The sequence below is a fragment of the Flavobacterium chilense genome, assembly GCF_001602525.1.
GTDB lineage: Bacteria > Bacteroidota > Bacteroidia > Flavobacteriales > Flavobacteriaceae > Flavobacterium > Flavobacterium chilense.
The window spans coordinates 906,016-926,245 of record NZ_LSYT01000001.1; the positions used below are offsets into that span (position 1 = coordinate 906,016).

Annotated in this window: 16 protein-coding genes; 11 read left to right on the top strand and 5 right to left on the bottom strand. The window is 35.4% G+C overall.

What is annotated here, in order from left to right; genetic code table 11:
* Positions 1–4 precede the first annotated feature (4 nt).
* Positions 5–394 carry a DUF1634 domain-containing protein gene (locus A4F88_RS03750; protein WP_068841470.1) on the top strand — a complete coding sequence of 130 codons (390 nt, stop codon included), beginning with the start codon at positions 5–7 and terminating at the stop codon, positions 392–394.
* A gap of 167 nt (positions 395–561) precedes the next feature.
* On the opposite strand, the gene A4F88_RS03755 is transcribed toward A4F88_RS03750, so the two are convergent.
* Together A4F88_RS03755 and A4F88_RS03760 are read right to left on the bottom strand one after the other, a co-directional pair.
* A complete protein-coding gene (locus tag A4F88_RS03755; RefSeq protein WP_068841166.1) occupies positions 562–1,977 on the bottom strand; it encodes an aminotransferase-like domain-containing protein in 1,416 nt (471 codons plus the stop codon).
* A gap of 54 nt (positions 1,978–2,031) precedes the next feature.
* On the bottom strand, positions 2,032–2,424 hold the full coding sequence (locus A4F88_RS03760; protein ID WP_068841167.1) for a hypothetical protein: 393 nt from the start codon (positions 2,422–2,424) through the stop codon (positions 2,032–2,034).
* A gap of 162 nt (positions 2,425–2,586) precedes the next feature.
* Here A4F88_RS03760 and A4F88_RS03765 point away from each other — a divergent pair, with 162 nt between their 5' ends.
* Positions 2,587–3,609: an LLM class flavin-dependent oxidoreductase gene (locus A4F88_RS03765; RefSeq protein ID WP_068841471.1), complete on the top strand. Its 1,023-nt coding sequence runs from the start codon at positions 2,587–2,589 to the stop codon at positions 3,607–3,609.
* 121 nt (positions 3,610–3,730) lie between these two features.
* Here the strand turns inward: A4F88_RS03765 and A4F88_RS03770 are convergent, their stop codons facing one another.
* Positions 3,731–6,130, bottom strand: a complete 2,400-nt coding sequence (locus tag A4F88_RS03770) for a TonB-dependent receptor (RefSeq protein ID WP_068841168.1) — start codon at positions 6,128–6,130, stop codon at positions 3,731–3,733.
* Positions 6,131–6,331: 201 nt separating this feature from the next.
* On the opposite strand from A4F88_RS03770, the gene A4F88_RS03775 reads away from it, so the two are divergent.
* Positions 6,332–7,612, top strand: coding sequence for an acetyl-CoA C-acetyltransferase (locus A4F88_RS03775; protein WP_068841169.1), 1,281 nt, complete (start codon positions 6,332–6,334; stop codon positions 7,610–7,612).
* A gap of 194 nt (positions 7,613–7,806) precedes the next feature.
* Here the strand turns inward: A4F88_RS03775 and A4F88_RS03780 are convergent, their stop codons facing one another.
* A complete protein-coding gene (locus A4F88_RS03780) occupies positions 7,807–8,418 on the bottom strand; it encodes an FMN-dependent NADH-azoreductase (protein ID WP_068841170.1) in 612 nt (203 codons plus the stop codon).
* Positions 8,419–8,526: 108 nt separating this feature from the next.
* Here A4F88_RS03780 and A4F88_RS03785 point away from each other — a divergent pair, with 108 nt between their 5' ends.
* The 5 genes from A4F88_RS03785 (at position 8,527) to A4F88_RS03805 (ending at position 16,207) form a co-directional block, all read left to right on the top strand.
* Positions 8,527–8,898: a winged helix-turn-helix transcriptional regulator gene (locus A4F88_RS03785; protein WP_068841171.1), complete on the top strand. Its 372-nt coding sequence runs from the start codon at positions 8,527–8,529 to the stop codon at positions 8,896–8,898.
* A gap of 157 nt (positions 8,899–9,055) precedes the next feature.
* A complete protein-coding gene (locus A4F88_RS03790; protein ID WP_068841172.1) occupies positions 9,056–10,159 on the top strand; it encodes a hypothetical protein in 1,104 nt (367 codons plus the stop codon).
* A 186-nt stretch (positions 10,160–10,345) separates the two neighbouring features.
* A complete protein-coding gene (locus tag A4F88_RS03795; protein WP_068841173.1) occupies positions 10,346–13,267 on the top strand; it encodes a PQQ-dependent sugar dehydrogenase in 2,922 nt (973 codons plus the stop codon).
* Between the two features lie 266 nt (positions 13,268–13,533).
* Positions 13,534–15,444, top strand: coding sequence for a fumarate reductase/succinate dehydrogenase flavoprotein subunit (locus A4F88_RS03800; RefSeq protein WP_068841174.1), 1,911 nt, complete (start codon positions 13,534–13,536; stop codon positions 15,442–15,444).
* Positions 15,445–15,460: 16 nt separating this feature from the next.
* Positions 15,461–16,207 carry a succinate dehydrogenase/fumarate reductase iron-sulfur subunit gene (locus tag A4F88_RS03805; RefSeq protein WP_068841175.1) on the top strand — a complete coding sequence of 249 codons (747 nt, stop codon included), beginning with the start codon at positions 15,461–15,463 and terminating at the stop codon, positions 16,205–16,207.
* 151 nt (positions 16,208–16,358) lie between these two features.
* On the opposite strand, the gene A4F88_RS03810 is transcribed toward A4F88_RS03805, so the two are convergent.
* A complete protein-coding gene (locus A4F88_RS03810; RefSeq protein ID WP_068841176.1) occupies positions 16,359–17,108 on the bottom strand; it encodes a dihydrodipicolinate reductase C-terminal domain-containing protein in 750 nt (249 codons plus the stop codon).
* 598 nt (positions 17,109–17,706) lie between these two features.
* Between A4F88_RS03810 and A4F88_RS03815 the strand changes: the two genes are divergently transcribed.
* From A4F88_RS03815 to A4F88_RS03825, 3 genes are all read left to right on the top strand, one after another.
* Positions 17,707–18,141 (top strand): DUF1810 domain-containing protein, encoded by a 435-nt coding sequence (locus A4F88_RS03815; protein ID WP_068841177.1) that lies wholly within the window; start codon positions 17,707–17,709, stop codon positions 18,139–18,141.
* Positions 18,142–18,444: 303 nt separating this feature from the next.
* Positions 18,445–19,044, top strand: coding sequence for an RNA polymerase sigma-70 factor (locus A4F88_RS03820; protein ID WP_068841472.1), 600 nt, complete (start codon positions 18,445–18,447; stop codon positions 19,042–19,044).
* 66 nt (positions 19,045–19,110) lie between these two features.
* Positions 19,111–20,220, top strand: coding sequence for a FecR family protein (locus A4F88_RS03825; RefSeq protein ID WP_068841178.1), 1,110 nt, complete (start codon positions 19,111–19,113; stop codon positions 20,218–20,220).
* Positions 20,221–20,230: the final 10 nt, after the last annotated feature.

The following is a 20,230-nucleotide window of genomic DNA, read 5'->3' on the forward strand; positions in this document are numbered from 1 at the left end:
GACTATGCAACACGAAAAATTTGGAGAAAAAGATTTTCAATCCATTATTGGGAATTTATTACGCTACGGTGTCTGGATTTCTTTATCAGTAGCTTTTATTGGCGGAATTGTATATTTAATGGGACACAGTACAGATATCGAAAACTATTCTGTATTTCATGAAAATGACCAAAACATCTTTGAGGTAATCTCATCGATCTATCACGGTGCCATTCAGGGCAATGGAGAATCTTTAATATTTGTTGGGATTATTTTACTTTTTCTAACGCCGGTATTGCGTGTTTTACTATCCTTGTTTTCTTTCCTTTTAGAAAAAGATTATCTGTATGTAACCATTACGCTAATTGTTATTTTAATCATTCTGATTAGTGTTTCATTTGGATTTTCTCATTAAATTAAAAAGTAAATTAGAGATAAAAATTTCACTTTTCACAAACGATTTGCAAAATAATTAAATGTGGTGTGTAAATTATTAAACACATAGAAACATAGTTTTTTATTACTAACCCTATGTTTCTATGTGTTAAAATAAACTTTAGAAACTCAATTTAATATAATACCTCAAAGGCTGTTTTTTATCAATTGTCCTAAACGTTTCAGGTCAAGTTCTACCTTTTCTTTCCATTCCAGACCAAAATTAAGGCGCATACAATTATGGTATTGGTCATGTTGTGTAAAAATTCTGCCCGGAGCAAAACCTATTTTTTGATGGATTGCTTTATCATACAAAACAGCTGTATCAATACTTTTATCTAATTCAAGCCAAAAAAAAGAACCACCTTGAGGTTGTGAAATTTTGGTATTTTCCGGAAAATGATCTTCAATAGTACGCTGAAAATGAAGCGAATTAGTATACAATGTATTCCTAAAAGTCCTTAAATGATGATCGTATCTGCCATGCTCCAGAAAATCAGCAATTACTTCCTGATATAACGAAGGCATACAAACCGTCTGGGCCATTTTTTGCTTAATAATTTTATCTTTAAATTTTCCGGGTGCCACCCAGCCTACCCGATATCCGGGTGCCAACGTTTTTGAAACAGATCCGCACCACATCACAATTCCTGCTTCATCGTAATATTTACAAGGCTTTGGGCGAGTAGTTCCAAAAAACAAATTGCCATACAAATCATCTTCAATCAAAGGAATATTATGATGGGTAAGCATGTTTACCAGTTCCTGTTTATGTTCATCCGGCATCAGACTCCCCAGAGGATTACTAAAATTGCTCATAAAACAACATACATCAACTTTATGAATGACCTTTTTTAAAGCCTCCAAATCTACTCCCGTAGTAGGATGTGTTGGCAATTCGATAATATTAAGTCCTAAATTTTGTGCAACCTGAATTATTCCAAAATAAACCGGACTTTCAATCGCAATCGTGTCTCCGCGTTTCGTAACGGCCATTAAACAATTAAAAATAGCATTCATGGCTCCTGATGTCGTAACAAAATCATCTTCTGTCAGTTTTCCTTCCAGTACAATCGCCCATTTTGCCACATTTCGTCTTAAATTGGCACTTCCCTGAACAGGTTCATAACTCGTACCGCTTTCTTCTAAATTACGCATTACTTTAACAAGACCTTTGTTAAGCTTGGCAATAGGCAACAAACTCTGATCCGGAACTCCAATAGAAAACCGGGTAATATTCTTATCGCTCAAACTGTCAAAAACCTTTGCGATCAAATCTTCCGAAGTCATTTTTTGCTCTGTTAATTTGAGCTTATTCATTGACGGAATAGACAACTTTCTGTTAGACGTTTTACTCACATAGAAACCTGATTTTGGTCTGGATTCAATCAGTGATTTACTTTCTAATTCTAAAAATGACTGCTTAATAGTATTCAGACTTACATCGTGCAATTTTTGCAAGGCACGAATAGACGGGAGCTTATCTCCGATTTTTAAAGTTTCGGAGAAAATTTGTTCCTCAATGATATTTGCAATTTTTAAGTATAAAATCTCTTTTGCCATTTCTAAATCTGTATCTGGTAAATTTACAAAAATTACATCTGTAACCCTTTAATATTAATTGCAACTATTTAACCAATTTGATAATCTTTGGGTAGCGTTTTGAAATTTAATCATGCGTGTTTCAGTATCCTTAAACATCGAGTCAAACGTTTTTTCGGCGTGAAGTTTCAAATCATGCTCTGCTTCAATGCTGTAAAATTCTTTTTCCCAGTACGAATTAATTTCAGTTTTTCCCGCTTTATTAAATATCACAAAAGCGTAACCTACTACTCTATTTTCGAAAGAAGCAATACTTAACGGAAGTCCGAAATGGTTTGTAAATGGCAAAAGTTTTGTTTCAAAATGATCGTTATGATTCATTTTGTTTTGGTAAATATTCACTACAGATTTTAAGGATGATAAATTGATCTGATCAAATTGAATGTTAGTGGTAGTCGTGGTATCCATTGCTATAGTTATTAAATTACTATTCAAAATTACCACTCAAAAGCAACCGGATACAGATACAAAAACTATTTAATTTAAGGGTACAGATCATTATTTTTAAGTCGTTTTAAAAACAAATTTATGTTCCTGAAAAAATAAAAATTTAATACCTTTACTATTATGATAGAAATAGGAATAGACAGCTTTGCTTCGGCAATGTACGGAGACAACAACACTTTAAGTAGTGTCGATGCAATGGAACAATTACTACAGAGAATCGAGCTGGCAGATCAGGCCGGACTTGACGTTTTTGGAATTGGCGAGCATCATAAAAAGGAATTTTTAGATTCGGCTACAGCCGTAATATTAAGTGCCGCTGCTGCCCGAACAAAGCGTATTCGCCTAACAAGTGCTGTTTCGGTTTTAAGTGCTGCTGATCCTGTGCGATTGTATCAGAGTTTTGCAACTCTGGACCTAATTTCAAAAGGAAGAGCCGAAATTGTAGTAGGCCGCGGATCTGCCATTGAAGCCTATCCCCTTTTCGGATTTAGCTTAAACGATTATGATGCCCTTTTTAAAGAAAAATTAGATTTATTACTTCAAATTAGAGATAATGAATTTGTAACCTGGTCGGGCAAATTTCGCCCTGCCTTAAACAATCTTCCTGTTTATCCGAGAGCTTTACAAAAAGAGTTGCCTATTTGGTTAGGTGTTGGAGGAACTCCTGAATCTTTTGTAAGGGCAGGTTCTTTAGGCTTACCCTTGATGGTTGCCGTTATTGGAGGACAGACACATCGTTTTCGCCCTTTAATCGATTTGTATCGTGAAGCCGGAAAAGCGGCAGGCTACAAACCCGAAGAGCTAAAAGTAGGATTGCATTCGCCTGGTTTTGTGGCAAACACTACTTCAAAAGCCGTCGAAGAATATTATCCGGGTTATGCCGAGCTTTGGACAAAACTAGGAAGAGAACGCGGCTGGCCGCCGGTAACAAAAGATAAATTTGATATGCTTATTGATGATCTGGGCGTTTTAATCGTTGGAGATCCTGAACGTATTGCTGAGAAAATTTTACGTCACAGCGAATCACTTGGCGGAATTTCAAGGTTTACATTCCAAATGGATAATGCCGGACTAACCCATACACAATTAATGAGTGCTATAGAACTTATAGGATCTAAGGTTATTCCGTTAATTCAAAAAGGATAACTTTTTTATCCCAGATTTAAAGATTAAAAGAGTTTGTATTATATTAAAACTTTTAACCTCAAAAAACAAAAGCATCCGCCATTACAACGGATGCTTTTATATAAAGTAAAAAAACTATACTTTAGAATTTATATGTTAAACCAACTCTAAAGTTAATTGGCTGTTCTGTTTGCCAGTAATAGGCTTTAAGATATTCATTGTAAGAACCACTATAAAGGTATTCGTTTAAGATATTGAATACATTTGCCGTAATTTTAAACTTCTTAGTATCATAAGACAAACCTCCATCCAGTTTAAAATAATTAGGAAGTTTCTCAAGACCTACACCCCAGTTATCGGTTTGGCGTCCTGCAAGATAAGTTCCTCCAATAGAAGCCCCAAAACCTTTAAATGTACCGTTTTGAATACTGTAATTTAACCATGCATTTGCAGTATGTTTTGCATATCCCGGAACAATACTTCCCTGAGCAATACTTGGCGTATTGGATAAAAGCACTATCGATTCAGTAAAAGCATAATTAGCAATCACATTAAAACCATCCAAAATTTTTCCTCTCAAATCAAATTCAGCTCCCCTTGCTCTTTTTTCACCCAAAACCACACTATACATTTCTCCCGGTTTATTTGAGGGATCAGATGTAAGTTCGTTTTGTTTTAAAATGCTGTAAGCAGATAATGTTGTGCTCCAGGTTCCGTCAAACCAGTCTTTTTTAATACCAAATTCCGTATTATTCCCTGTAAGAGGTTTTACTTTATCTCCGCTTTTTATAATTCCGGCTTGCGGAATAAAAGCCTGATCATACAATCCATAAACAGCTAAACTTTCTGTTACAGAAAAACTTAAACCGGCACGAGGTGTAATATGAGTGTCAGAAATTGGGTCGCCACCCCAGCTTGCCTGTTTAATCCAGGTGTATCTTGCAGCTAGAGTAAGTCTTAATTTATTTTCCAGAAAGCCAAGTTCATCCTGAACATATCCCGAAGCATAATCTGTATTTATTAAACCACCGGCAGCTTTCGCTCTTACTGAAAGCGGTGTAGTATGATCAAAATTAGGGAATCCATTAGACGGAGTACCATAATTTGGGTTTAGTAAATTAAACGGATTGACTTTGGTATCAAGATCATGTGATTGTCCCCAATCAGCCATATAATCTTTACTTCCTAAATCTACTCCGGTTAGTATTTTATGAGTAACGCCACCTGTATTGAATTTCCCGTTCAAAAATATCTGACCTAAATACATATTACTTTCTGCATCCCAAATACCAACATTTCTAATCAGTTCATTTTTTGCAAGATCTGCAGTTGGCCCAACAGAACTTGGCCATGAACTATAACCTTGTTGTATGTATTTAAAATAAGAAGTCTGCGCAGTCAGCTTCCATTTATCGTCAAACTTATGCTCAAACATTAAATAACCACTGTGATCCTGAATATTAGTATCAGGTAATCCTGGTTGCGTCATCGTAAATCCAACAGGTAAAGTTGCATATCCGTCAGATCCCGGACCAAACACATAGTACGAACCAATCTCTGTCATATTTGCATACTGAAAATTATATTCAGCTGTAAATTTTGTTTTATCATCTACCTGATACGTAATCACCGGATCAATTACATAACGATCATTGTGTTCAAACGGACGATGAGAACCTTTTTTTTGCGCTGCTGCATTAAAACGATACAATAATTTTCCTTTTTTATCCAATTTTCCGTCAAGATCAACACTCGCTCGGTAAAAATCATAACTTCCTGCCATTACGGTAGCCTCACCTTTAGTAATTCCGGTTGGCTTTTTAGTTACCACATTATAAAGTCCGCTTGGATCGCCACTCGAAAGCATAAATCCTGCAGGACCTTTTACGAATTCGATATGGTCAACAAAACTCATATCTTCTGTAAGTGGTCCCCAAAAAGAAGAAACAACATTAAATCCGTTACGGAAAGCCTGAATTTGAGATCCACGCATTGTAATGTTTGTGTACAAATCTCCCCAGTGCTCTAAACGTACGGCACCGCTCACATTACGAATAACTCCGTCACTCATACTGATAATTTGCTGGTCTTTTAAAGTTTGTCCGCTTACAATTTGAATGTTTTGAGGAATTTCAAGTACAGGAGTCTGAAGACGTAATGACAATGAAGGTTTATCCTGCTTGTACTTATTCTTCGTAATTACAACTTCATCAAGATCTTCCTGACTTTCAGAAAGCATAAAATTTTTAATCGTTGTTTGTTTAGCATTTACTGTAATCTGATCTTCGATTGCATGTATGCCTACAGCACGAATGCTAATCGTATAAGCAGCAGGTCTGACGTTTTTAATTTCGTATTGTCCGTGCTCATTCGTAACGGCTGTATATTTTGTTCCTTTAAGAACAACAGAAACATTTTCTGCCGGTACATTTCCGTTTAAAGAAACTTTTCCGGTTACTTTTCCCAGCTCCTGACCTATCATGGATAACGAGGTCAAAAACATCAGGCAAAATAGAACTTTTCTAATAATTGTGATATTCATTTTAATTGGTTTTGATTTCGCACGCAAAAGTAAAAGCTAAATATCTGTTATCCAAATTATTTTTAATCAATCTAAATAAATATAATTGTAAAAAACAAATCCTAATCCTAATCGCACAAAAACTAAAACAATATGTCACACAAAACATTAAATAATAAATAACTCTGCTTATCTTTAATCTGCAAAACAAAAAATCCTGCTATGAACAATACCTCCACCACTAGAAAAGTTGCCATTGTTGGCTATAATAGAATTCCGTTTGCACGCGCCAATACAGCTTACGCCGAAGTTGGAAACCAGGAAATGATGACTGCTGCACTCAATGGTCTTATTGATAAATACCATTTACAGGGAAAATTATTAGGCGAAGTTGCCGGAGGTGCAGTAATCAAACATACTTACGACAATAATCTAATCAGAGAATGTGTAATGAAAACGTCACTTGATCCTGCAACTCCTGCTTGTGATTTGCAACAAGCCTGCGATACCGGAATCGAAAGTGCCATTTATATTGCTAATAAAATTGCGTTGGGTCAAATAGATTCAGGAATTGCCGGAGGTGTAGATTCTATTAGTGATATGCCAATTGCGGTAAGCGAAAAACTGAGAAAGATTTTACTCAATGCCAGAAAAGCAAAATCATTAGGAGAAAAAATCAGGTTGTTTTTACAACTTCGTCCAAAAGATTTATCGCCTTTGGTCCCTAAAAATGAAGAACCGCAAACCGGACTTTCGATGGGTGGTCATACCGAAATTACCGCCAAACACTATAAAATTTCAAGAGAAGATCAGGATAATTTAGCCCTTAATAGTCATTTAAAGATGGCTAAAGCCTATGATGAAGGCTTTTTTGACGATATGATTACGCCTTTTAACGGATTAGAAAAAGACAATAATCTAAGAAAAGACAGTACCATTGAAAAATTATCTCAATTAAAACCCGCTTTTGATAAAGTAAACGGAACATTGACCGCCGGAAATTCTACACCGCTAACAGATGGTGCCTCTTGTATTCTTTTAGCCAGTGAAGAATGGGCTGCAGCACAAGGGTTGCCTGTTTTGGCTTACATTACTTTTGCTGAAATTGCTGCCATTGAATATGTCAAAAATCAGCAAAATCTTTTATTAGCTCCTTTATTTGCTGCCAGCAGAATGCTCGACAAAGCCGGATTGACTTTACAGGATTTTGATTATTATGAAATTCACGAAGCTTTTGCCGCACAAGTTTTGGCTACTTTAAAAATTTGGGAAAGTCCTGAATTAAGCGCTCAATTAGGCTTAAAAAAATCTCTTGGAGCTATTGACAGAACAAAGCTTAATGTAAAAGGAAGCAGCCTTGCTGCCGCACATCCTTTTGCCGCAACCGGAGGCCGAATCATTGGTGTTATGGCAAAACTATTAAACGAAAAAGGTTCCGGAAGAGGTTTTATCTCTATTTGTGCTGCAGGAGGACAAGGTGTTACTATGATTATTGAGAAGTAATAAAGTAGATTTCTTTTTTTTAGCCACGAATTTTCACCAATCATTTTTAAACTTTTGTGACTAAAAATTAGTGTAATTCGTGTTGAACAATCTTTTTTTAAAACAATTTAAAACCCAACAATCTTCAATCCTAAGGATAAAGTATGTTGGGTTTATGCATACGAAAATGTTCAACTATCGTATTATTTTTCAATTTAGAAAGCAAATTCTTCGACCGCAGCCAAAGCATTTGGTAAAGCACTATCAGCAAAATCAGGGATAGCAGTTCCTTCTACCCGAAAAGTAGTCACATCGGTAATTCCTAAAAACCCAAGAACAACACGCAAGTACGGCTCTGCAAAATCATAACTTTTGTACGGCCCCTCAGAGAATACAGCTCCTGAAGCAACCGATAAATAAACTTTTTTACCGCTTATTAAACCTTTTGGCCCATTCTCATCGTAACTAAAAGTTTTACCCGCTCTGGCAACCTGATCAATCCATCCTTTTAATAATGCAGGAATTCCAAAATTATAGATTGGAACACCAATAACAATAATATCGGCTTCTAATAAATCCTGTATGGCATCATCAGAAAGCTTAATAGATTCCAGCTGGTTTTCAGAATGTGTTTCTGCAGGTGTATAAAATGCATTAAGCTGTAATTCATCAAGATAAGGTAATGGTGTTTTAGAAAGATCAAAAGTTTGTACCTCGCTTTGTGGATATTCTTTTGCAAGTTTTTCCAGAACGGCATTCGATAATTTATTGCTAAATGAAGCATCTCCTTTGACGCTTGTTACTATATTCAGAATCTTTTTACTCATACTTAGTATAATTTTGTTTTGTGATACAAACTTATCTACATTTGCTATCTCTTTTATAGTACTATCCTCAAGGATAGCGCTATCCTTGAGGATAGTAACATCATAAACATGAAAACAAAGAGCGAAATAACAAAAGAAATGGACTGTCAGCCAGAGGAGTGTCTTGCAGCATTATTACCGGTAAGAGATGCCCTGGAAGTTTTAAGTGGCAGATGGAAATTGCCTATTTTGATTGCATTATCAAACAGACCTAAACGATTTAAGGAAATTTCTAAAGATATAAACGGAATTACGGACAAAATGCTTTCGAAAGAGCTTAAAGATCTGGAAATAAATAAACTCGTTACCAGAACAGTATATGATACATTTCCTCCAACTGTAGAATATGCAAGAACAGAACACAGCCACACTTTATACAATGTTATTGGAGCATTGAATGAATGGGGAACTTTGCACAGAAAAGAAATTATTGGACATTAGATCCTCTAACAAAATCTAAACCCGACAAGTTTTAAAAACCTGTCGGGTTTATTTTTTTATAAAGTGAGAAACAAAACTGTAACAAAATCAAAAAAATAGTCTCTATAGATAAAAAACCATTATTCAATCAAACCTGATGTAACTTAATCTTTTTATTATGAGAACCTTAAAACTCGTTACTTTACTAATTTTTACTTTCATTTCATTTTCGAAATTAAAAGCTCAAACCAATCAAAATGACAGTATAAAACTCGATTATACGAAAATTTATTCTCTTGCCTTAGATGGAAATCCCAGACTGGCTTTGCCATTACTGGAAGTTGATCCAACTAAAAAAATAGCTAAAAAGGACTTAAAATTCAAAACTGATTTCGAAAACCGATTTAAATTTGAAGAAGATAAAAGTGATTTTTTAGAAACCCGAAAATCTAAAATAGATGAATTATTAAAGATTTACAGAGATTACTGGAGATTTTCTTTCTTGAATAAAGAAAAGAAAACCGATACACTCATCATGAAAAATGTTTCTAATTTTCTTAAAACAAACTTTCCTCCGGCAAAAAACTTAACATTAAATGCAGACAGTATCAATATCTATCAAAAAAAATACATTTCTGATTTAGGATATCATACTACAGGATTTGGAAAAACAGGAGGTTTATATGATTTATTAGTCTGGAAAACAGAAAAAGATACTATTTATAACCTCAATTATGATGGTAAGGAAACTCCGGTAAAAGTATTTTTTATGGATGATTTTGTAACGCTGGGCTGGAGCGAATATGCTACTTTAGGACGTTATTATCCTGCCGGATGGGCAACAAAAGAAGCGTTATTTTGTGTAAAAAAATCATATGATTTAAAGTCAGAAGCTTTTAGAGTTAGTTATATTGGACATGAAGGCAGACATTTTGCTGACTACAAATTATTTCCAAATTTAAAAGGTGTTGGCTCTGCCGATTTAGAATACAGAGGAAAATTGACTGAGTTATCTCTATACTCTCAGGACGGCTTATACAAAAGATTACAGTTTTTTATTAATAATGGCAATTACGATAGCGAAAATGGGCATTCAATCGCCGCTTTTTGTGTCATAAGAGATTTATCACGCTACTTATTTCATAATGATTACGAAAAAGATTTAGAAAAGTGGAAATCAATTCCGTCGAAAAAAATAAACAAAGCTGCTGCTAAACTTCTCGAAGAAAACACAAAATCTTTGCAGAAAATTCCCAATGTAGAAAAGTTTATCAAGCAGTAATCAGATTTTTTTCTCTTCAATTCAGACAAAACATACAGTTACAGAACACATCAAATCCTTATCAGATGTAATCACTGTACTATACAGATTGGGGAATTTACATCTTAATGAAATTATTGGTTATGAGATAATTATAAAGAAAACTTATATTTGATTACCCAAATTATAAATTCATTCTTAATAATTATGAAAAAAAATCTACTTTCCAATTTTCGAAAAAGGCGACAGTTTGTGTATTTATGCTCTGCTTTCTTTTTACTGGTTTCCTGGCAGGCCAATTGTCAATATATTACACAAAATGTAGCTCCCACAGCAGTAATCAAAGAAGGATTAGCCCTGGAACAATCTTCTGACGGACGTATATTTATTGCTGAAAGAGCCGGTATTGTAAAAGTATTTCAGAATAATACTGTCTCAACTGTTTTTACAGTAAACACTATTACAGATAAGGAACAAGGATTACTGGGACTAACTTTACATCCTGATTTTGCCACAAATGGTTACATTTATGTGTTTTATGCAATTAATGAAAACGTAATCAGACATCGCATTGAAAGAATTAAAATAGACAATGCTAATCAGGTGATAAGCAGACAGGAAATTTTATTACTGGAACCTATTGGAGATGGCTTTCATAATGGCGGTGATCTTAAATTCTTTAACGGATTTCTGTATGTTACCGTTGGTGATAGTCAATTAAATACAAATGCTCAGAATCTTGATACTTACAAAGGAAAAATCCTTCGTCTTACCGAGGATGGGCAACCCGCTCCCGGAAATCCTTTTTACGGAAGCGGGTCTCTACAAAGACAAAGTATCTGGGTATATGGTTTTAGAAATCCCTGGAGATTAGTAGCCAATCCAAAAGCCAATAAATTATTTGTGCTGGATGTTGGAACTTCCTGGGAAGAAATTAATGAAATCAGCAATCCGGTAATTCGTAATTATGCCTGGGGGCATCCGCAGGGAGGTGACGGTAAACAAACCGAAATCAATTTATTTACCAATCCTATCTTTACTTATGCCACAGGAAGTATTGGAAACGCTTTAACAAATGGTGTTTTGTACAACCCTACTACACCGCGTTATCCAAATCTTGAAAATAAATTTATCATTAAAGATTATGTGAGAAACGAAATCCGTTATTTCGACCCGAATGTTACAGATCCGGTTTCTACCGAATTTTATTCCGCTCCCCAACAACAAGCACTCGGAATGATGTTAGGCAACGATGGTTATATTTATTATTGTGCTTACGGAAACAATGGCGCTTTAATCAAACTTGATTATATTACAACTGCTGCACCTACTATCGTAAATCATCCTTTATCACAATCCATTATGCAAACTACTCCTGCAACTTTTACAGTTTCAGCAAGTGGTGTGGGACTCACCTATCAATGGCAATTTAATAATACAGATATTCCCGGAGCGAATGCAGCCACTTACACGATTTCGAATGTAACAAATGTAAATGCAGGAGCTTACAGAGTTATTGTAACCAATACTGCCGGAAATGCGACAAGTAATGCGGCAACTCTTACCGTAACTCCTTTTAATAATACACCAACAGTAAGTATCGTATCTCCGTTACCAACACTAAAATGGAATGCGGATGATCTCGTTCACTTTGAAGCAACAGCAACAGACATTGAAGATGGTGTAATGCCTGCCAGTGCTTATTCCTGGAATATTGATCTTTTTCATGAAGATGTTCCCGGAGCCGGACATTCACATCCGGGAGCAAGTCCTCAAGGCGTAAAATTTGGAGATTTTACTGCATCAAATCAGGGTGAAAAAACACCAAATGTGTGGTATCGATTTACTGTAAAAGTAACGGATAGTAATGGTTTAACAGGTTCTGCTTTTGTTGACATTAAACCTAATTTAGTTGATGTGACTGTAACAAGTACTCCTGCTCTATTAGCTTTAGAATTTAATCAAAAACCAGTTACAGCGCCTTCAACAAAACAAGTTGTTGCAAATGCTGCTGTACAAACCTTAAATGCACCTACTCCACAATATGTTGGCAATATCAGGTATGATTTTGATCATTGGAATCATGGCGGAGCAGTCAATCAGACTTTTAAAGCCCCTGCAACAGGAACTGTAACTTATACGGCAGTTTATACCGCAACAACACTTCCTAATGCACCTTACTTAGGCCTTGTGGCACAAATTCCGGGAGTAATAGAAGCCGAAAATTATGATGTTGGTCCCGGAGCTTATTTCGACAGCAATGGCGGTGGTGATACAGCCTACAGACCTGGCGATGGCGTAGGAACTGAAGTTTGTAGTGAAGGCGGATTCAATATTGCCTATGTAGCCAAAAATGAATGGCTTAAATATACTTCAAGAGTAAATACAACTGGTAATTATAATATCAATTTACGAATTTCATCACCTTACAATACCAGAAAATTACATCTTGAAGTTGATGGTGTCAATGTAACCGGAACCGTTAATATTCCTAATACCGGAGGGTTTCAGGCATGGCAAACCGCCACGATTCCTAATGTACCTTTAACTCAGGGAACACATGTTATTACTTTATTTTTTGAAGAAGGAGACATCAACATCAATAAAATGGAATTTGTTCTAACGGGAAGCACCACTGCTCCTATTGCAGATTATGAAGTAAGCCCACAAATGGGATGTTTAAATACCGCTGTTACTTTTACCTCCGTTTCTGTAGGAACAGTTGATAATTATACCTGGAATTTTGGTGAAGGCGCACAACCTCAAACAGCAACAGGAGTTGGTCCTCATACTGTAATTTATGGTACAGAAGGAACAAAAACTGTTTCATTAACCGTAAGCAATTCAATTGGAAATAATACCAAAAACAATTCACCTTTTATGGTACATAACTGTAATCTGGGTATTGAAAATCCAAATGGAGAATCAAATAAAATTACCGTTTTCCCTAATCCTTCAACCGGAATATTTCATTTATCCAAAGAGTCAGAATGGAGTGTTTATTCGCCTTTAGGAATTAAAATTAAACAAGGAAAAGGAAGTCTAATTTCTATTTCGGAACATCCAACAGGAATTTATTTTGTAAAAACCAATCTTACCACTAAAGCAATATCAATTAGTAAACAATAAAATTGAACTCATTATTCTAAACATATAGCAACATAGTTTTATAAACTGCAAAAAGTTTCACTTATGATAAAACACATTACGATGTGATAAATTCATTATTTTTTAGAAATCTTTTTCTGTTTTTAATTTTAAAGCTTTGTTGCTATGTGTTAATTCCCTTTTTTATCATTATGGAAGATTTATAACCAATTAGCCTTTTAAAAATCAATATTTTGTAGTAAATTACAGCTTCTTAAAGATTAGTTTCATTTTAAATCCAAAAAGAAATGATAAACTCCAAAATACCAGAAGGTCCTCTTGCAGAAAAATGGAATAACTACAAGGCAAAAGCTAAACTCGTAAACCCTGCCAATAGAAAAAAACTGAATATTATTGTCGTTGGAACCGGTCTTGCCGGTGCTTCTTGTGCTGCATCGCTGGCAGAACAAGGCTATAACATTCAGTCATTTTGTTTTCAGGATTCCGCCCGAAGAGCACATTCCGTAGCAGCACAAGGCGGTGTTAATGCTGCCAAAAACTACAAAAACGACGGAGACAGCACGTACAGAATGTTTTATGACACCATAAAAGGTGGTGATTTCAGATCTCGCGAAGCCAATGTTTACCGTCTGGCAGAATGTTCTGCACATTTAATTGATCATGCTGTAGCTCAAGGCGTTCCGTTTGCCAGAGAATATGCAGGATATCTTAATAACAGATCTTTTGGAGGCGTTCAGGTCTCCAGAACGTTTTATGCACGCGGACAAACCGGACAGCAGCTTTTACTGGGAGCTTATCAGGGATTATTGCGACAGGTATCTTTAGGGAAAGTAGACTTACATACCCGACATGAAATGCTGGAACTAATCGTTATTGACGGAAAAGCAAAAGGAATAATTGCACGAAACCTTGAAACCGGTGAGCTTGAACGTCATGTTGCAGATGCCGTTGTACTGGCTTCAGGCGGTTACGGAAAAGTCTATTATCTTTCTACACTGGCAATGGGATGCAACAGTTCTGCTATTTGGAGAGCACATAAAAAAGGTGCTTATATGGCAGGCGTTAGCTGGATTCAGTTTCATCCTACTTCACTTCCGCAACACGGAGCCAATCAGTCAAAACTTACTTTAATGTCGGAGTCGCTTCGTAATGACGGACGAATCTGGGTTCCTAAAACTGCTCAGGACGACAGAAATCCAAATACAATTCCCGAGGAAGAACGGGATTATTACTTAGAACGTAAATATCCTTCTTTCGGAAATCTGGCTCCACGTGATATTTCATCAAGGGCAGCAAAAGAACGAATTGATGCCGGACATGGTGTTGGTCCAATGAAAAACGCTATTTACCTTGACTTTTCGGATGCTATTAAAGCTCAGGGAAAGGATAAAATCGAAGCCAAATACAGCAATCTTTTTGCGATGTACGAGAAAATTACCGGAATCAATGCTTATAAGGAACCTATGCTTATTTCTCCCGCAGCACATTTTACAATGGGCGGACTTTGGGTTGATTATGAATTAATGACTTCTATTCCGGGTTTATTTGCTTTAGGCGAAGCCAATTTTGCCGATCATGGAGCAAACCGACTGGGAGCAAATTCATTACTTCAGGCTTGTGTTGATGGGTATTTTATTGCACCCTACACGATTCCGAATTATTTGGCAGGAGAATTAAACGCGCCTAAACCAGATATTCATCATCCTGCTTTTGAAGAAGCCGAAAAATCAGTCAGAGCACAATTAGATAAATTCTTAAATAGTAAAGGAACGCTTTCGACAGATTATTTTCATAAAAAAATTGGAAGGCTGCTCTATGAAAAATGCGGACTTTCGAGAAGCAAAGAAAAACTTGAAGAAGCTATTGAAGATATAAAAGCCTTAAAAGCTTCTTTTGAAAAAGACTTACTGATTACCGGAGATGATACTCTAAATAGTGAACTCGAAAAAGCCGGACGAATTGCCGATTATATCGAATTGGCCGAATTAATGTGTTATGATGCCTTACAAAGAGAAGAATCTTGTGGCGCACACTTTCGGGAAGAATACCAAACTGCTGATGGCGAAGCGGTTCGCAATGACGCAGATTTCTGCTATGTTTCTGCCTGGGAATGGAAAGGAAAAGGACAAAAACCGGAATTACACAAAGAACCTCTGGTATTTGAATCAGTTGAACTGGCAGTTAGAAGTTACAAATAATCAAAAGCTTTAGAATATGAAACTATATCTTAAAATATGGCGACAACTTAACGCTTCCGACAAAGGAAAAATGATAGATTATGAAATCGACGAAGTTTCGGAACACATGTCTTTTCTGGAAATGCTGGATCTTTTGAACGAATCGCTAATTCAGAAAAAAGAACGCGTTATAGAATTTGACCACGATTGCCGTGAAGGAATCTGCGGACAATGTGGTGTTATGATTAACGGAAGAGCACACGGTCCTTTAAAAAATACGACAACCTGCCAACTGCACATGCGAAGTTTTAAAGATGGCGATACTATTTATATAGAACCCTTTCGCGCAAAAGCCTTTCCGGTTTTAAGGGATTTAAAAATTGATCGGTCTGCCTTTGATGCGATTATCGAATCCGGTGGTTTTATTGGCGCTTCTACAGGTCAGGCGCCTGAGGCGAATAGTATTCCGATTTCTTACGAAACTGCCGAAGCTTCTTTTGATGCTGCCGCCTGTATTGGTTGTGGCGCTTGTGTCGCAACTTGTAAAAATGCCAGTGCTGCTTTGTTTGTGGGTGCCAAAATAACCCATTTGGCGTTGCTTCCGCAAGGAAAAATCGAAGCTTCAAAAAGAGCTGTAACAATGGTACAGCAAATGGATGCTCAAGGGTTTGGAAATTGTTCAGATACCAGAGCCTGCGAAATCGAATGTCCGCAAGGCATTTCTATTCTTTCGATTGCCAAAATGAATGCTGAATATACAAAAGCTATTATTTTTAGAAAGTAATAAAACTTTGCATCTCGGCGGTTTTGCAAACATTTTCAGACTTAAAAGGCCTAAAATTTAATCTTGCAAAGCCGCCGAGAAACAAAGTATCTCTTTTAAGTTGTAAGTCCAACGCTTTAACTCTTTGGGGTAAAATTAATCTGCAGTATAACTAAACCGCAAAATAAGGCGACAAAATATCTTCAAAATTGTATAATCCTTTTTGCTTGTCTTCCAGATTCTCAGCAACAAAAACAACGCCGTTTCCAAACGCTTCCCTTGAGATCGATTCATGGATTAAGCGCACGGTTTGATAAGGAAAACCAAAGATCACTTCATGCTTCCCAACGATACCTCCTGCCCTCACTGAATTTATATTGTCTGTATCAACATCCAAAGCTTCTGCTATTTTTACTGCTGTTCCGGATGTTCCCTGTTTCTTTTTAAAATGTTCTTCGTTCACCTCAATGTCCACCCAGGGAGCAATTTTTTTCAAAAACTTAGCTGCAAAAAGTAAATAATTCACACCAAGTGTAATATTGGGAGACCAGAAAACAGTGGTTTTATGAGCCAGTTTCTTTAACAATTTAAGCTCTTTATCTTTATAATGAGAAATCGCCGAGATAATTTTAATCTTTCTGTTGGCTGCAAGTTCTCCATAAGTATAAATACCTTCATTTGACGAAAAATCAATAATAACATCAACAGGATGTTTGTCTAATAACTCTTCAATGGTGGTTTTAGAACTGGAATAGATCAATCCGGGCTCGTCTGACTGAATACCCAGAAATTCCGGAACAGATCGATGTTCTAAAACAGTGCTTTGTCTTAAAACCCATTCCAGGCAAAATTTCTTGTTTTCCAGTAGTATTGAGGCTACTGATTTTCCAGTCTTTCCGAATCCGATTAGTCCTATTTTCATAATTTATTTTTTTATTGAGCAGTACGCTCGTTAATAAAATTTGGCGATTTTTGAGGTTTATGCCAAATCAAAAATTTAATTATTATCTAAGTCGATAATGATACTCTATTAGTAAAAATAGAAATAATATAACCGGATCACTAACAAATATTGAGTTTTATAACAAAAAAGAGCCTTCTTAACAGGAATAATATTGTCAAAACATTTTGAATTTGCTTTGGGAATTAATTCTAACTATAAAAATCTGCCAGCTTTTCTCAACTATGAATTATCAAATCTAAAAATTCACTAAACATCATTTTACACAAAATCAATTTCTTCTTAAAAATTATAAAGACATACAAAGTTCAAAATTGAAATTGACTTTCCCATTGACATTGACATTCCCATTGGCATTGATATTGTCATTGATATTGTCATTGCTATTGTCAATGTCATTGTCATTGCTATTGACATTGAATTTTTCCGATAAATACTACATCCCTTTTGTGCATAATATATAGAAAAAAATACATCTAAAAAAAACTTTTGAAATGCTCAACTATATTTATTTTCAGTAGTTTTACGAACTGATTGTCCCAAATAAAATCAGTAAATAATGGCTTACAATAACAAAGAATTAGTTCGTTTTTTAGATGCGCAAAATAAGTTGTACCTGTCTGCGCTTTCCGAAATTAAAAAAGGCAAGAAAGAATCGCCATGGATGTGGTTTATTTTTCCTCAGATAAAAGGACTTGGCTCCTGCGATACCTCAAAATTCTACGAAATTAAAAATGCCGACGAAGCCATCGCCTTTTTAGAACATCCAATTCTGGGCAAACATCTTATCGAAATTACAGGCGAATTAATCAAAACAGATGAAAAAACAGCCACAGAAATATTCGGAAATCCTGATGATGAAAAACTGCAATCCTGTATGACTTTATTTGCCAGTATTCAAAATACTGAACCTGTATTTAATGAAGTACTGGATAAGTATTTCGACGGATCATCTGATTTTCACACATTACAATTGTTGTACAGCAATTTTTAGGTTGCTTAAAAAGAGTTTAAATACACAAGTTCGCAAAGTTTTTTTATACAAAGCTTTGCGAACTTTTTATTTACTATAAAGCCTGGCTAACAAAAATCTTTACTTGCTTTGCGGTTTAAAATCAAAACATTTAGAGATTTTTTCTCTTTTTTCTTCTTATTCTGACTAATATTTTTTCAAACCATCTTTATTTGAATTTTATTTAGAATTAATATAAATAAACTTTTATATTTGCCGCTTTCATGGCAAATCTTGGTAGTTTTTATATTTACCAATATTGCTTTTCTAAGTAAATTTCGTTTAATGAACCACAATAACAGTTTCGAATTGAATCTTTTTCTATCTTTCAAAGAAGGAGACGAAACTGCCTTTACTTACTTCTACGACAAATACTTTTCCAGAATCACAGCTTTTAGCATTCAGTTTATTTATGATAAAGATGAAGCTGAGAATCTCGCTCAGGAAGCTTTTCTGCATCTTTGGCAAAACAGGGAAACTGTTGAGTCTCTTAATGGTATAACTTCTTTTTTATATACGTATGCCAAGTCAAAATGCCTTAATTTGATCCGACATAATAAAGTAAAGGATAAATTTAAAAGCGATATATTAAACCAAAAAGAAAGAGAACTGGATATCGAAATCTTAAGTTCGGTGCAGTTTGATACTTTAGAATTAACAGAATTAGAACGTTTAATTCAGGAATCTATAAGCGATCTGCCTCCAAAAACCAGAGAAGTTTTTATAAAAAAACGTTTTGAGAATAAAAAAAATGCCGAAATCGCAGAAGAAATGCAGGTAACCTTAAAAGCTGTCGAAGCCCACATGACAAAGGCTTTAAAGATTTTAAAAACCAAATTATCCGATTATTTGTTCTTAATTTTTATCCTTATTTGTAATAATTAAAAATAAAAGGTAGGGTATTTTATTTCTGAAGTGTACTTACTAAAACCAGAAGATTAAAATCAAAGTATGATTACCGAAATTATTCCTAAATATCTTTCTAACGAAGCTTCAGAGCAAGAAGTTCAGGCACTTTTTGACTGGATTGAAGCTTCAGAAGAGAATAAGAAACAATTTATAGCCTTAAAGAAAGCATGGGCCTTAACAGCACTTTCTGAAGATATTTCAGGCAATTCAACTCCGGTAATCTCTATTCAGCCTAAAAAGAAACGAATCCAGCTTTTAAAATATGCTGCAATCTTTTTGGTTTTGATCGGATTAGGAAAACTGGCTTTCGATTTGAGCCATTCAACCCAATCAAATGCTAAAGAAATTGTTTTAGAATGGGCAGACGGACGTTCAGAAATCATTACAAAAAACAATCAGGCTACAATAGTACTCGACAATAACAAAAAACTGATCGCGAAAAAATTTCCAAATCATATTGTTTATTTCGGAAAAGTTCAGAATCAAAAAGTAGTTTACAATACACTTAAAGTTCCTTACGGAAAAAGATTTAAACTAACTCTTTCTGACGGAACGGTAGTGAGTTTAAATTCAGGAACTACATTACGATATCCGGAACAATTTGGTATCAGCGGAAAAAGAAATGTTTACTTAACCGGTGAAGCTTTTTTTGAAGTTGCCAAAGACAAAGAACATCCGTTTATTGTCAATGCCAATCAGGTTGATATTGAAGTTCTCGGAACCCACTTTAATGTAAGCGCATATCCTGAAAACCCCAGCGTTAACAGTACTCTAGTTGAAGGAAGCATTCAGATGTATGAAGTTGAGAACAAACAAAATCTGGTTTTACTCCAGCCAAATCAAATGGCAACCTGGCAAAATACTTCCAGAAAAATAACAACAAAAGCAGTTGATACTAATTTTTATACAGCCTGGACAAAAGGTGAACTTGCTTTTAAAGATACCCCATTTTCTACAATCGCTAAAATAATTCAGCGCACCTACGACGTCGAAATTATCAATGAAAATGCTGTTTTGGCCAAACAGAATTTCACAGGTACTATTAAAATTAGCGAATCAAGTGTCGAAAACATTTTAGAACTTCTAAAACGTGACACGCCGTTTCATTATTCTATTAAACAAAACACAATTACCATTACCAATCTTCCATAACTAAATAAAC

What these genes read in the sequence shown, in the direction of transcription:
- A4F88_RS03800 (WP_068841174.1), top strand. Translation starts at nt 13,534, where the DNA reads ATGATAAACTCCAAAATACCAGAAGGTCCTCTTGCAGAAAAATGGAAT.
- A4F88_RS03790 (WP_068841172.1), top strand. Translation starts at nt 9,056, where the DNA reads ATGAGAACCTTAAAACTCGTTACTTTACTAATTTTTACTTTCATTTCA.
- A4F88_RS03775 (WP_068841169.1), top strand. Translation starts at nt 6,332, where the DNA reads ATGAACAATACCTCCACCACTAGAAAAGTTGCCATTGTTGGCTATAAT.
- A4F88_RS03760 (WP_068841167.1), bottom strand. Translation starts at nt 2,424, where the DNA reads ATGGATACCACGACTACCACTAACATTCAATTTGATCAGATCAATTTA.
- A4F88_RS03820 (WP_068841472.1), top strand. Translation starts at nt 18,445, where the DNA reads ATGAACCACAATAACAGTTTCGAATTGAATCTTTTTCTATCTTTCAAA.
- A4F88_RS03755 (WP_068841166.1), bottom strand. Translation starts at nt 1,977, where the DNA reads ATGGCAAAAGAGATTTTATACTTAAAAATTGCAAATATCATTGAGGAA.
- A4F88_RS03770 (WP_068841168.1), bottom strand. Translation starts at nt 6,130, where the DNA reads ATGAATATCACAATTATTAGAAAAGTTCTATTTTGCCTGATGTTTTTG.
- A4F88_RS03785 (WP_068841171.1), top strand. Translation starts at nt 8,527, where the DNA reads ATGAAAACAAAGAGCGAAATAACAAAAGAAATGGACTGTCAGCCAGAG.
- A4F88_RS03810 (WP_068841176.1), bottom strand. Translation starts at nt 17,108, where the DNA reads ATGAAAATAGGACTAATCGGATTCGGAAAGACTGGAAAATCAGTAGCC.
- A4F88_RS03805 (WP_068841175.1), top strand. Translation starts at nt 15,461, where the DNA reads ATGAAACTATATCTTAAAATATGGCGACAACTTAACGCTTCCGACAAA.
- A4F88_RS03795 (WP_068841173.1), top strand. Translation starts at nt 10,346, where the DNA reads ATGAAAAAAAATCTACTTTCCAATTTTCGAAAAAGGCGACAGTTTGTG.
- A4F88_RS03750 (WP_068841470.1), top strand. Translation starts at nt 5, where the DNA reads ATGCAACACGAAAAATTTGGAGAAAAAGATTTTCAATCCATTATTGGG.
- A4F88_RS03780 (WP_068841170.1), bottom strand. Translation starts at nt 8,418, where the DNA reads ATGAGTAAAAAGATTCTGAATATAGTAACAAGCGTCAAAGGAGATGCT.
- A4F88_RS03825 (WP_068841178.1), top strand. Translation starts at nt 19,111, where the DNA reads ATGATTACCGAAATTATTCCTAAATATCTTTCTAACGAAGCTTCAGAG.
- A4F88_RS03815 (WP_068841177.1), top strand. Translation starts at nt 17,707, where the DNA reads ATGGCTTACAATAACAAAGAATTAGTTCGTTTTTTAGATGCGCAAAAT.